Source organism: Streptomyces jeddahensis, from assembly GCF_001642995.1.
GTDB classification, from domain to species: Bacteria; Actinomycetota; Actinomycetes; order Streptomycetales; family Streptomycetaceae; genus Streptomyces; species Streptomyces jeddahensis.
Window position 1 is genome coordinate 34,056 of the sequence record NZ_LOHS01000062.1, and the last position, 12,975, is coordinate 47,030.

The 12,975-nt window shown below is 70.6% G+C and carries 12 protein-coding genes; 8 read left to right on the forward strand and 4 right to left on the reverse strand.

Annotated elements, in window-relative coordinates:
• Positions 1-203: 203 nt before the first annotated feature.
• The 4 genes from STSP_RS10695 to STSP_RS10710 all read left to right on the forward strand — a co-directional run bounded on the left by STSP_RS10695 (position 204) and on the right by STSP_RS10710 (position 3,757).
• Positions 204-2,411 (forward strand): ATP-dependent DNA helicase UvrD2, encoded by a 2,208-nt coding sequence (locus STSP_RS10695; RefSeq protein WP_232789584.1) that lies wholly within the window; start codon positions 204-206, stop codon positions 2,409-2,411.
• 160 nt (positions 2,412-2,571) lie between these two features.
• Positions 2,572-2,895 carry a hypothetical protein gene (locus tag STSP_RS10700; protein ID WP_067275273.1) on the forward strand — a complete coding sequence of 108 codons (324 nt, stop codon included), beginning with the start codon at positions 2,572-2,574 and terminating at the stop codon, positions 2,893-2,895.
• Between the two features lie 173 nt (positions 2,896-3,068).
• Complete coding sequence (locus STSP_RS10705) at positions 3,069-3,437, forward strand: WhiB family transcriptional regulator (RefSeq protein WP_067275275.1); 369 nt, start codon at positions 3,069-3,071, stop codon at positions 3,435-3,437.
• Entirely contained in the window at positions 3,434-3,757 is a 324-nt protein-coding gene (locus STSP_RS10710; protein ID WP_067275277.1) for a hypothetical protein, read from the forward strand. The genes STSP_RS10705 and STSP_RS10710 overlap by 4 nt, the downstream gene beginning before the upstream one ends.
• A gap of 156 nt (positions 3,758-3,913) precedes the next feature.
• Here the strand turns inward: STSP_RS10710 and STSP_RS10715 are convergent, their stop codons facing one another.
• Together STSP_RS10715 and STSP_RS10720 are read right to left on the reverse strand one after the other, a co-directional pair.
• On the reverse strand, positions 3,914-5,314 hold the full coding sequence (locus STSP_RS10715) for an ABC1 kinase family protein (protein ID WP_067275331.1): 1,401 nt from the start codon (positions 5,312-5,314) through the stop codon (positions 3,914-3,916).
• A gap of 41 nt (positions 5,315-5,355) precedes the next feature.
• Positions 5,356-6,498, reverse strand: coding sequence for a TOMM precursor leader peptide-binding protein (locus tag STSP_RS10720; protein WP_067275278.1), 1,143 nt, complete (start codon positions 6,496-6,498; stop codon positions 5,356-5,358).
• A gap of 202 nt (positions 6,499-6,700) precedes the next feature.
• Between STSP_RS10720 and STSP_RS10725 the strand changes: the two genes are divergently transcribed.
• From STSP_RS10725 to STSP_RS10740, 4 genes are all read left to right on the forward strand, one after another.
• Positions 6,701-7,297 (forward strand): M48 metallopeptidase family protein, encoded by a 597-nt coding sequence (locus STSP_RS10725; protein WP_067275281.1) that lies wholly within the window; start codon positions 6,701-6,703, stop codon positions 7,295-7,297.
• A 271-nt stretch (positions 7,298-7,568) separates the two neighbouring features.
• Positions 7,569-9,269, forward strand: a complete 1,701-nt coding sequence (locus STSP_RS10730) for a TerD family protein (RefSeq protein ID WP_067275283.1) — start codon at positions 7,569-7,571, stop codon at positions 9,267-9,269.
• 11 nt (positions 9,270-9,280) lie between these two features.
• Positions 9,281-9,961, forward strand: a complete 681-nt coding sequence (locus STSP_RS10735; RefSeq protein WP_067275286.1) for an AIM24 family protein — start codon at positions 9,281-9,283, stop codon at positions 9,959-9,961.
• A gap of 17 nt (positions 9,962-9,978) precedes the next feature.
• The gene (locus tag STSP_RS10740) at positions 9,979-10,734 is read left to right on the forward strand and encodes an AIM24 family protein (RefSeq protein WP_067275288.1); all 756 of its coding nucleotides are present in this window, start codon (positions 9,979-9,981) and stop codon (positions 10,732-10,734) included.
• Positions 10,735-10,838: 104 nt separating this feature from the next.
• On the opposite strand, the gene STSP_RS10745 is transcribed toward STSP_RS10740, so the two are convergent.
• Together STSP_RS10745 and STSP_RS10750 are read right to left on the reverse strand one after the other, a co-directional pair.
• Complete coding sequence (locus STSP_RS10745) at positions 10,839-11,378, reverse strand: NUDIX hydrolase (protein ID WP_067275291.1); 540 nt, start codon at positions 11,376-11,378, stop codon at positions 10,839-10,841.
• Complete coding sequence (locus STSP_RS10750; RefSeq protein WP_067275295.1) at positions 11,375-12,850, reverse strand: zinc-dependent metalloprotease; 1,476 nt, start codon at positions 12,848-12,850, stop codon at positions 11,375-11,377. Before STSP_RS10750 ends, STSP_RS10745 begins: the two co-directional genes overlap by 4 nt.
• Positions 12,851-12,975 lie beyond the last annotated feature (125 nt).

Here is a 12,975-nt window from a genome sequence, read left to right on the forward strand (position 1 = left end):
AGGGGCAACCATTCCCGCCGGCTGCCGCATGTGCGTCACATCGCGCACGGTGTGACACGGACCGCACGAAACATGACCTGCAGCGCACGCATGAGGACGTGCAGCGCAGGCATGAGGACGCGCAGCACGCATTAGTACGACTGCAACCGCCCCCCTGTGGACAACCGGCTCACGGGCCTCCGGGGACCTGGCAGCATGGCGGGGTGACACCAGCAACGCACTCCACCCTCTTCCCGCAGGCTCCGGACAGCGCCGACGCCGTACTCGACGGGCTCGACCCCGAGCAGCGTGAGGTCGCCACCGCCCTGCACGGACCGGTGTGCGTACTCGCCGGAGCAGGCACCGGCAAAACCCGGGCGATCACCCACCGCATCGCCTACGGCGTCCGCGCCGGAATACTGCAGCCGTCCAGCGTCCTCGCCGTCACCTTCACCAACCGCGCCGCAGGCGAGATGCGCGGCCGCCTCCGCCAGCTCGGCGCCGCCGGAGTCCAGGCACGCACCTTCCACTCCGCCGCCCTGCGCCAGCTCCAGTACTTCTGGCCGAAAGCCGTCGGCGGACCACTGCCACGACTCGTCGAACGCAAAATCCAGCTCGTCGCTGACGCCGCAGCCGCCTGCCGCATCCGCCTCGACCGGGGCGAGCTCCGCGACGTCACCGCCGAGATCGAATGGTCCAAAGTCACCCAGACCGTCCCCTCGGACTACCTCGCGGCCGCCGCCAAAGCCGGCCGCGACGTCCCCCGCGACCCCGCCGAGATCTCCCAGCTCTACGCCACCTACGAAGACCTCAAACGCGAGCGCTCCGTCATCGACTTCGAAGACGTCCTCCTGCTCACCGTCGCCATCCTCCAGGACCGCCACGACATCGCAGACCACGTCCGCAGCCAGTACCAGCACTTCGTCGTCGACGAATACCAGGACGTCAGCCCCCTCCAGCAGCGCCTCCTCGAACTCTGGCTCGGCGACCGCGACAGCCTCTGCGTCGTCGGCGACGCAAGCCAGACCATCTACTCCTTCACCGGCGCCACCCCCGACCACCTGCTGAACTTCCGGACACGCCACCCCGGCGCCACCGTCGTCAAACTCGTCCGCGACTACCGCTCCTCACCACAGATCGTCCACCTCGCCAACGGCCTGCTCTCCCACGCCCGCGGCCGCGCCGCCGAACACCGCCTCGAACTCATCTCCCAGCGGAAACCCGGCCCCGAACCCGTCTACACCGAGTACCTGGACGAGCCCGCCGAAGCCGAAGGCGCCGCCCACCGCATCCGCGACCTCATCGCCTCCGGCGTCCCCGCCAGCGAAATCGCAGTCCTGTTCCGCACGAACAGCCAGTCCGAGACGTACGAACAAGCCCTCGCGGACGCCGGCGTGCCCTACCAGCTGCGCGGCGCCGAACGATTCTTCGAACGCACCGAAGTACGTGAAGCAGGCGCCGCCCTGCGCGGAGCCGCCCGCTTCGGCGCCAACGACACCCTCCTCGACGACGCCGTCGACCTGCCGTCCCAGGTGCGTGCCGTGCTCTCCACCAAAGGCTGGACCACACAGCCACCAGCCGGCTCCGGAGCCGTCCGCGAGCGCTGGGAGTCCCTCGCCGCCCTCGTACGCCTCGCCGAGGACTTCGCCCGAGCCCAGCCGTCAGCCACCCTCGGCGACCTCGTCGCCGAACTCGACGAGCGCGCAGCCGCCCAGCACGCCCCCACCGTCGAAGGCGTAACCCTCGCCTCCCTGCACGCCGCAAAAGGCCTCGAATGGGACGCCGTGTTCGTCGTCGGCGTAGCAGAAGGCATGATGCCGATCACCTACGCCAAAACGGACGAACAGATAGAGGAGGAACGACGCCTCCTCTACGTGGGCGTCACCCGGGCACGACAGCACGTGTTCCTCTCCTGGGCACTGGCCCGCTCACCCGGCGGCCGCCCGAACCGCCGCCCCAGCCGCTTCCTCGACGGCCTGCGACCAGGCTCATCCACCACCGCGCCCCGCGGTCCGGGTGCACCCGTCGGCGCGGGCGGCATCGAACACGGATCCAGGAACATCGCCACCACGGCCGCACGACCCCGGCGCGGGCCCCGGACACCCGCCCGCTGCCGCGTCTGCGGCCGCACCCTCACCGACGCCGGCGAAATGAAGCTGATGCGCTGTGAGGACTGCCCCTCGGACATGGACGAGGGCCTCTACGAACGACTCCGCGACTGGCGCGCCGACGAAGCCCGCCAGTTGGGGCAGCCCGCGTTCTGCATCTTCACCGACAAGACACTCATGGCCATCGCTGAGGCCGCACCGGACGGGGAGGCCGAGCTGGCGCGTATCCCCGGCGTCGGAGTGCGCAAACTCAACCGGTTCGGAGCCGATGTGCTGGCCATCTGCGCAGGTGAGACCCGTGACAGCCACGACGAAGAAGGCTGACCGAAACTCGTCGGAAAAATAGTTTGCGCATGCCCCAGCAATCCCCATAGGTTCTTAGGCACGGACACGGCGGCTTCTCGAAGCCCCGGATCCGTGCTGTACTTGAAAGCCCCGGGCCGGTCCTGACCGGTCCCCAAGACGCCGAGAGGAGGCGATTGAAGTGATCAGCATCAACACCAGCTCCATCAGCACCGCCAAACTGACCGATCGCTCGGTCGTCGCCTCCTGCCTGCTCGGCCTCTCCAACCTGGGCACCGGTCTGTCCGGCATTACCGCCGTGCGTCCGGCGTCCTCCATGCCTCTCTCGGGTCTTGAGATCCGTGAGCGCAATGAGCGACCGACCCAGGCACCGGAAGCAGTAGCAGCAGTGGCACAGGCGTCCGCCTATGCCTTTGCGGCGGCCGGTGCCGGATCCCGCAAGACGACGCAGCACCACACGATGTGGGCCTTCCGTGGGCTCGAACCCTGGAGTGATCCAGCCTGATACGCCATCAGGCCAGGCGCCTTCAGGGCCGCGGAACCCCATCCGGGATCCGCGGCCCTTCTGTTTGCCCCCAACGGGGATGACGGAGCGAAGGGGCCTCGGGACAAGGAAAGACCCGGTACCAGCCGCCACCCGGCCAACAGGCCGGAACGACCAGACGAGGAAGACCAACCGTGCAACTCGAAGCGCGCGCCCCGTCCGTACCGCCTTCACAAACGATCACCCCGCCCGGCCTCACGGAGGACTCCGCCTTGACCCCGCTCACCGCGCTCACCGCGCTCGACGACGCCATCGAGAACCTCGGCGTACCCGTCCCCTGCCGCTCCTACGACCCGGAGGTCTTCTTCGCCGAGTCGCCGGCCGACGTCGAGTACGCCAAGTCCCTCTGCCGCACCTGCCCGCTCATCGAGGCCTGCCTCGCCGGCGCCAAGGAGCGGCGCGAGCCCTGGGGCGTCTGGGGCGGCGAGCTCTTCGTCCAGGGCGTCGTGGTCGCCCGCAAGCGGCCGCGTGGCCGCCCGCGCAAGAACCCGGTCGTCGCATGAACGCCACCGGAACGATCGACCGCCCTCACACGCACGACCCCCAGAAGCAGGCCCCGATGACGACGTCCACCAACGAGCCCATCGGCTCCGCGACCCCAGACTCCACCACCACCGGCGCGACCGACTCGCGTCAGAACAGGACCCGAGAGATGCAACTCATCCCAGAAGCCCTGGCCCGTGCGCATATGCACGAGCGCCTGCGTGAGGCCGAGGCGGAACGCCAGGCCGTGCGCCTGGCCGCCGCCCGGCGGATGCAGCGCCGCGCCGAACGCGCGTCGCTCCGCGCCCGCCGCGCCCTGGCCATGGCGGTCATGCAGTAACGGCAGCAGCCGGGCACCACACGCAGATGTGCTCCTCGCGGGGGCCGGTCCGACAAGGACCGGCCCCCGCAGTGCGTGGCCGGCGAACCCTGCGGCGCCTCCGGGGGCCCTCCCCCTCCCCCTCCCACCCCTCCCGCCCACCGGCCCCCAACGTGGTCACGCCTCAGCCGCAGGCTCCTCCTCAGCGAAGTCGGCGCAGTCGTCCGCGGTATCCGCGTCGCCCGTCAAGGGCTCCTCCTCGGCGAAACCCGGCAGCCACGCCTCGAGCTCGTCCCTCAGCCGGACCCTGGCGCCCAGCTGGCACAGCACGCCGATCGTGCTCAGCGTCACCCGGTGGATCAGCAGATACGACGGTGGCAGGTTCAGCTGCTTGCCCAACTGATAGGCGGGCGACCGGGGATCGGCGATGCGCCCGGCCTGGCTGCGCATCCAGCCACGGGTGAACTCGAACTCCTCGACCTGCGCCGGCTCGATGATGGGCAGCAGATAGTCGAGCACCGCCTCCGGGTCGAGCTCTACCTCGTCCTTGACGAAGCCTTCCTCGCAGAGCATCTCGTAGACCGCCTCGGCCCGGCCGTCGAGTGCCATGCGCAGCGAGTCGCCGATCGTGGACGGCAGTCCCCCGGGCAGCCGGTCCACCGTGCCGAAGTCCAGTACCCCCAGCCGCCAGTCGTCGTTGTCGCCGGGCAGCAGCCGGAAGTTGCCCGGGTGCGGGTCCGCATGCAGAAGACCGGTGCGCGCGGGTCCCGAGAAGAGGAAGCGGGCCAATAGCTGACCTGCCCGGTCGCGCTGCTCGGGGAGGCCGTCGGCGATCACCTCCGACAGCGGTATCCCGTCGATCCACTCGGTCACCAGCACCTGTTCGCACTGGTGCACCACCGCGGGCACCAGCACATCAGGGTCGTCCGCGAACTCTTCGGCATGGACCTGCTGGGCCTGTGCCTCCATGCCGTAGTCGAGCTCCTCGGACACACGGTCGCGCAGTTCCTCGATGAGCGGCTTGACGTCCACGCCCGGAATCAGCGGCCCCAGCAGCCGTGCGAAGCGGCCGAGTTGCGTCAGGTCGGACAGCAGCGCCTCGCCGGCGCCTGGGTACTGCACCTTGACGGCGACTTCGCGCCCGTCGTGCCACACGGCCCGGTGCACCTGGCCGATCGACGCGGCCGCGGCCGGCTTGTCCTCGAACTCCAGGAACCACTCGCGCCACTCTTCGCCGAGCCGCTCCTCCAGTACGGAGTGCACGGTGCGGGTCGGCATCGGGGGAGCCGCGTCCTGAAGTTTCGTCAGCGCGGCGCGGTAGGGGCCGGCGATCTCCTCCGGCAGCGCGGACTCGAAGACGGACAGGGCCTGCCCGAACTTCATGGCTCCGCCCTTCAGCTCCCCGAGGACCTTGAACAATTGCTCCGCGGTGCGTTGTTGCAGCTCGCGGCCCACGATCTCCGCCGACTTGCCGCCGATCCGCTTGCCCAGCCCCCACGTGGCGCGCCCGGCGAAGCCGAGCGGTAGCGCGGCGAGCTTGGCGGTACGGGTGACCGCCTTCCGGGGAAGATCAGACATGCGCCCCTCCAAGTCCCAGACAGCCGTACCCTGTGCGGCGGTCACCCGGCCATTGTCTCGTGCCGCTCCCCGTCATCCGAGGTCTGTTCACTCATACCTTGCTCGACGGCCCCGCACGGGCATGCGGGGTGCGGCCACACGGGTCGCGGGTGCCAGTCGAGTCCTGGCAGGGACGCCTCCCATCGGGCTCCGGTGCTCGCCGGCGCGCCTCCGTCCAGAAAGGCAAGGGCGTGTGCCGCCGCCAGACCTGCGACCGCCGTCGCCAGAGCGGTGTCGCAGGCGGTGACATGACGCTGCTGCCCCGAGCGCCACTGCGCCAGCAGACGAGGCCAGGCGGGATCCCGGTCCGTGCGTCCCTGCAACAGGCAGCCCGCACAAGCCGTCGTGCCGGGCAGTACCAGAGGGCCGACCACGCCGGTTGCCTCCACCACTCCTGCGTAGAGGTGAGGCGTCCCCGAGGAGATGAGCGGTTCTGCCGCGGCCGGGTCGGGGGCATGGGCGGCCAGGCCGTCCCGCGGGGCGAGGATGACCAGGGACAGCCCGGGCTCGCCTGCCGTGGTCTTCCGGGACTTGTCTCGGCGGGGTGGGCGGTCAGGGGCTGCTCGTCGTACGGCCTGGCGTGCGGCGTCCGTCCTGCGGTCGCCGACCGATTCGGCAGGCAGGCCGCCCGGTGCCAGATCCCACGGTTCGACGCATCCGATGTCCTGAACATCGATGTGGCCCACACCGGCTGCCGCAAGGACGGAGGCGATGATGGTCCCCACCCGGCCGGCGCCCTGGATCTGCACGCGCAGGGTGCGACGCGCCGCCAACGTCTTCATCGCGCCGCCCGGTTCGGGTGTGACGACCGAGAGCGATGCCAGGTCGGGCTGCAGGCGCTGGAGGGCGCTCTCCCGCTTGCGGAGGTCCTCGGCGGTGGGGCCACCGCCTGTCGCATCGTCCAGGAGCCCTGCTGCCGACAGGCGCTCGACGAGCCTGTCCACATGCCCGTCGGGCAGGCCTGTGCGGCGGCCTTCGTCGCGCAGCAGCTCGAGTCCGCGGGTTCCGTCGAGCAGGTTCAGGAAGCTGGCGGTGGCCGTGTCCACCGGGCCGAGGAGGACCGCGTGTGCGGGTGTCACACCGCACTGCACGGTGTGGCGGTCGCGCCAGCCGCGCCGCAGCGCGGGTTTCAGGATCGGATGCATGACGTCCCCCGTTGCCGACTGGATTTCCGGGTCTCTGCCGGTCGCTGTCGGTCGCCAGCATGCAGGGGCGGAGCGGAGGGATGCGCGGAGTTATCCACAGGCGCGGGGATTAGTCGTATTAATCAGGTGTTCGAGGAGTGGATCGGTGGCGAACCCTCCGGGAGGCAGGACTTCCCGCACTCTGAGCGGGTAACGTCGGGGCGTGTCCGCCGACCCCTTGCACCGCGCCGGAAGCCATCAGCGCAGCACGACCAGCCCGCCGTCAGGCGGCTCGCGGGCGGGCGCAGTCGAGGTCCGCCGGAGCGCTCGCCGACGCAGAACGGTTTCCGCATACCGCGAGGGCGACCGCACCGTCGTACTGATCCCCGCCCGCATGTCCGAGGCGGAGGAGCAGCGCTGGGTCAGGGTCATGCTCGACAAACTCGCGGCCCAGGAGAGCAAGCGGGTGCTGGGGGATGCCGAGCTGACGGAGCGTGCCCAGCGGCTGTCGGACCAGTACTTCGACGGCCGGGCCCGGCCCGCCTCGGTCCGCTGGGTGACCAATCAGAACACCCGCTGGGGCTCCTGCACACCGGCGGAAGGCAGCATCCGACTCTCCCACCGGTTGCAGGGTATGCCGGAGTACGTCGTGGACTACGTCCTTCTCCACGAGCTGGCGCATCTTCTCGTCCCCGGACACGGTCCGGGGTTCTGGCAGCTGCTCGAGGCGTATCCGCGGACGGAGCGGGCCCGGGGCTATCTCGAAGGCGTGGTTGCGGCCGACCGGCTGCCGCACGTCCCGGCCGCACGCGGCGAATGACCACTGCGCGCACACGCGGCGAATGACCGCTGCACGCACACGCGGCGAATGACCGCTGCACGCGCAGCGAGTGACGCGCGCGCGGAGCGACGTACGCGCCAGGAGCGACGCATGCACGCGCGCGTGGCGTGACGCATTGACGCGGGAAGACTCCCGCCGTGTCCGGAGCGTTGATTCTGTACCGGGTCTGTACCGGCTTCGTCCGTTGTCGGTGTTTGCGGCTAGCCTGGCGCGACGCAGTCAATTTCGGGATGGGGGACGGTCGTTACGCATGGCCAGGGAATTCCAACGCGGCCACAAGGCCCGGATCAGTGACCTCACCGCGGGGACGGATCTGTACGTAGGCGTGCAGATCTCAGGCCCCGGGCTGACGTTCGACATCAGCTGCTTCGGCCTTGATGCCAACGAGCAGCTTTCGGACGACCGCTATTTCGTCTTCTTCAACCAGCCGAAGACCCCCGAGGAGTCGATTCAGCTGCTCGGCGCGCAGGCCGGCGACACCGAGTCGTTCCGCGTCACCCTCGACCGCATACCGGCGCACATCCACAAGCTCTCCTTCACCGCGACCATCGACGGCGCCGGCCAGATGTCGCAGGTCGGGCCCGGTTACATCCGGATCGTCGCGGGAGGCGAGGAGGTCGCGCGCTACGCCTTCAGCGGCGCCGAGTTCTCCACCGAGCGCGCCGTGATGCTGGGCGACTTCTACCTCAAGGACGTGTGGCGGTTCGCCGCCGTCGGGCAGGGCTTCGACGGCGGACTCGAGGCCCTGCTGAAGAACTTCGGCGGCGAGGTGGCGGAGGAGGAGCCGGCGGCACAGCAGCCCCAGGCGGGCGGTGCCCCCGGTTTCGCCCCACCTGCGCAGGCCGCCGCCCCTGCGCCCTCGTTCGCGCCGCCCGCCCAGGCTTCCGCGCCGCCCGCGTTCGGCACTCCGGCCGCGCCCGCGCCCGCCCCCGAGCCCGCCGCACAGGGATTCGCTCCGCCTCAGGCACCCACACCGCCCCCAGCTCCGGCGCCCTCGGTGCACGCCGCGCCGACCGTCGCCGCGCCGCTGGCCCCACCGGGTGCCGGTACCGTGCCGCCGCCGGCGGCCCCATCGCCGTACGGACAGCCTGCCGGGCAGCCCGGGCCGCCGCCCGGATACCCGCAGCCGCAGGCTCCGACGCCGCCTCCCGGCTACGGTCAGCCGCCCCACGCACCGGCCCCGCCGCCCGGCTACGGCCAGCCGCCGGGCGGCCAGCTACCCGGCCAGCAGGGCGCCCCGTCCCCGTACGGAGCACCGCAGGGAGCCCCTCAGGCGGCAGCGCCGGTCGCTCCAGGCGTGGCCGCCGGACTCGAGGCCTTCCGCGAGAAGCCCACCGGGCAGCGCTGGACCCAGCAGAACAAGAAGATGATCCGCGTCGACCTCGGCATGGGGGACACGCCGGTCCTCGCCCGGCAGGGCAGCATGGTGCTCTACCAGGGCAAGGTCGACTTCAGCTACAAGGGCGCGGGCTTCGCGGGCCGCATCGTGGGCAACGCCACCGGCCAGGAGATGCAGCTCATGCGCTGCACGGGCCGCGGCCAGGTCTTCCTCGCCGAGAACGAGACCCAGCTGCACCCCATCGAGCTCCAGGGCGACGCCATCTGCGTATCGGCCGAGAACGTCCTCGCCTTCGACGAGCCGCTCCAGTACGAGGTGCGCAGGATTGAGGGCCACGGCATCCCCGGCGGCGCGCTGTTCGTCATGCAGTTCCAGGGCACCGGCACCGTCGTCGTGAAGACCCACGGCACCCCCGTCGTGCTGCCCGTCACGCCGACGACGTTCGCCGACTGCAACGCCGTCGTCGCCTGGTCAGCGGCCGCGCAGGCCATCGTCTCCAGCCAGGTGCGCATGCGCGCGGGCGCCTACGCGGGGGCCAGCGGCGAGAGCGTGAACCTCCAGTTCCGCGGCGCGCCCGGCAACTTCATCGTCGTCCAGCCGTACGAGGTCTGAGGGAGCCCGTCATGAACAAGCAGCTCGCGGGCTACGCCCCCGCACCCGTCGCCGCCCGCATGGAGAACCACGGCAACAACATCCTCAAGGTCGCCATGCAGACCGGAAACGACCTCCTCGCGCGCGTGGGCTCGATGATCGCCTACGAAGGGTTCGTGCAGTACGAGCCGAACCCGCCGGCCGTACGGCAGATCGCGCGCGACTGGATGACCGGCGAGGGCGCCCCCCTGATGAAGTGCTCCGGAGACGGCCTGCTCTACCTCGCCGACTACGGAGCGGATGTCGTCGTCATCAACCTGGGCGGCGACGCGATATCGGTGAACGGCAGCAACCTCCTCGCCTTCGACGCGAGCCTCCAGTGGGGCGTCGAACGCGTCAAGGGACTCGCCAAGTTCGCCGGCCAGGGCCTGTGGAACGTCAAGATCTCCGGCAACGGATACGTCGCGCTGACCTCGCGCGGCAAGCCCATCGTCGTCGACTGCGGCCGCGGCGAGGACGAGACGTACGTCGACCCCGACGCGCTGGTCGCCTGGTCCCCGAACCTCAAGGTGAAGGGCAAGCGCAGCTTCAGGGCGGGCGCGCTCGTCGGACGCGGCAGCGGCGAGGCCTACCAGATGGGCTTCTCGGGAGAGGGCATCGTCGTCGTACAGCCCAGTGAGGACAGCACCGACCGCCTCCGGATCCGGGGCTGAGGGGGAACGAACACACCATGCAGAGCCCGCTTTTCGCGCACACAGAGCAGCAGACCCAGGAGCGGTACACCGTCCAGAACCCGCAGATGCTGCGGGTCGCCCTGGAAGGGCACGACGACGTCCTGGCCCGCAAGGGCGCCATGGTCGCCTACCAGGGCCTCGTCGAGTTCGACGCCGAGTACCAGAGCAGGCAGCAGCGGCGCGCCCGCGCGAACACCGGCGAGGGCCTGGACCTGATGCGCTGCCACGGCCAGGGCACCGTCTATCTCGCCAACCTGGCGCAGTACATCCACGTGGTGGACGTGGAACAGGACGGTCTGACCGTGGACAGCAGCTACGTCCTCGCGCTCGACTCGTCGCTCACCCACCAGGTCATCGCCGTGGACAGCCAGTACGGCATCTCCGGCTCCGGCAAGTACCAGCTCAACATCACCGGCCGGGGCAAGGTCGCCCTCATGACCTCGGGCCGGCCGCTGATGCTGCAGGTCACGCCCAACCAGTACGTCAACGCGGACGCCGACGCCGTCGTCGCGTGGTCCACCAGCCTGCGGATCCAGATGCAGGCCCAGACGCACTCATCGGGCGTGTGGCGGCGGCGCGGCAACACCGGCGAGGGCTGGGAGCTGAGCTTCATGGGCGAGGGCTTCGCGCTGGTGCAGCCCAGCGAACTGCTGCCCCCGCAGAACGCCGTCATCGGCCAGGGCCTGCGCGCCCAGTACGGGATGGGCCAGCACGGAGCGCGCGGCCAGAACCAGGGCAACGCCTGGAACTGACCTGCAAGGACCAAGCATGTGTAAGGGGCGGCTGCCCATGGCGGCCGCCCCTTACACGACGGTGCCCTCGACCCCGTCACACAGGCGTCGGCGCCCCTGCGAGGTCACACCGGAAGGCGCTCCAGCGTCGCCTTCACCAAACGCACAACAGACTCGTCGGCGACGTCGGCCACCTCGTCGTATCCGAACCAGCGCAGGTCCAGTGACTCGTCGCTGATCGCCTCGACAGCCCCGGCAGGGGCGAGCGCCGCGTACTGCACATCCAGATGCCAGGCGCACGGCGTCAGATGCCGGTCCAGGCGCACCGGGCCCCCGCCGAGCAGGGTCAGCCCCGGGACGCCCGACTCCTCCGTGGCCTCACGCAGCGCCGCGTCCGCGAGCGTCGCATCGCCCGGCTCGCAGTGGCCGCCCATCTGCAGCCACATGCGGAGCTTCCCGTGGAGGGTGAGCAGCACGCGCTCGTGCTGCGGGTCGATCACCAGGGCGCTCGCCGTGATGTGCCCGGCCGAGCAGGCCTTCCACATCCCGTCCGGATACGCCCCCAGGTGATCGAGATACGTCTGGCGCAGCTCTGCCTGGTCCTCGGGAACCTCGCGGCCTTCGTAGCGCTCCAGTACGAGGACGGCGTCGTCGTGAAGGCTCACTTGCCGTCGTCGCCCTCACGGTCGTCGCTGCCGGTGCCCTCGGACTCGTCCTTCTTGACGCCTTCGGGCTCGCCCTTGCGGAGGTCGGTCTTGTCGGACGCGCCGCCCGCGGCCTCGCCGAGCATCTTGTCCAGCTCGGAGAAGTCCAGGTGCTCGCGGTGCACGAAGCCGTCCGGATCGTCCAGGTCGGTCGCGGTCGGGAGCATGTCCGGGTGGGCCCACAGGCCGTCCCGGCCGTCGACCCCGCGCGCGTCCGTCAGCGAGGCCCACAGCCGGGAGGCGTCGCGCAGCCGGCGCGGGCGCAGCTCGAGCCCGATCAGCGTCGCGAACGTCTGCTCGGCGGGGCCGCCCGTCGCCCGGCGCCTGCGCAACGTCTCACGCAGCGCGTTCGCCGACGAAAGGCGCGGCTTCGCCGCCTCGTGCACCACGGCGTCCACCCAGCCCTCGACCAGCGCCAGCGCCGTCTCCAGACGGGCCAGCGCGGCCTTCTGCTCCGGGGTGTCCTCCGGCTGGAACATGCCCTGCTGCAGGGCGTCCTGCAGCTGCTCCGGGTTCTGCGGGTCGAGCTGGCCGACGACGTCTTCCAGCTTCGCCGTGTCCACCTTGATCCCGCGCGCGTACCCCTCGACCGCACCGAACAGATGCGAGCGCAGCCACGGCACATGCGCGAAAAGCCGCTGGTGGGCCGCCTCGCGCAGCGCCAGATAGAGCCGGACCTCGTCCTTCGGCACGCCCAGGTCCTTGCCGAACGCCTCGATGTTCGCCGGCAGCAGCGCGGCCTTCCCGGCCGGGCCGAGCGGCAGACCGATGTCGGTCGAGCCGACGACCTCGCCCGCCAGCACACCCACGGCATGCCCGATCTGCGTGCCGAACATGGCGCCGCCCATGGAGCGCATCATGCCGAGCAGCGGGCCCGCCATGGCCTGCATCTCCTCGGGCAGCACATCGCCCATGGCCGCGCCGACGCGCTCGGCGACCGGGTCCACCAGGTCCTTCCACACCGGGAGGGTCGCCTCGACCCACTCGGCGCGGCTCCAGGCCAGCGCCGAACCCGCCCCGGAGGGCAGAGACGTCACATCGTCCAGCCACAGGTCCGCCAGGCGCACGGCCTCCTCGACGGCAGCGCGCTCGGCGGGGCCGACGCTCGCGTCCTTCGTGCCGTCGGGCGAGCCCTGGGCGACCGTCTGGCGGGCGATCTGCTTGGCCATGTCCCAGTTCACCGGGCCGCCCTCGTACGAGAGCATCTGGCCCAGCTGCTGGAAGGCGGCGCCGAGGTCGGACGGGTTCAGCGACCCGAACATCGCGGCGAACGGATTGTCCCCGCCCGGGCCGCCTGCGCCGGGCAGACCGAAACCGAAGGGGTTGGCAGGTCCCTGGCCACCACCGCCGCCCTGCTGGTCCTTCTTCTTGCCCTCGTCGCCGTTCTCCGGCTCCTCCGGCGGAAGGCCGAATCCGAATGGGGTGTCACTCACGGGATTCCTCGGCTTGTTAGGCCGCCGGTACGACACCGGCGGCGGCTGCCCGAACTTCACCACCCAGCGTAGACACCATGACGGGATCGGGCCTCAGTGCTTCGCCGACGGGGGGCCTGCGGCAG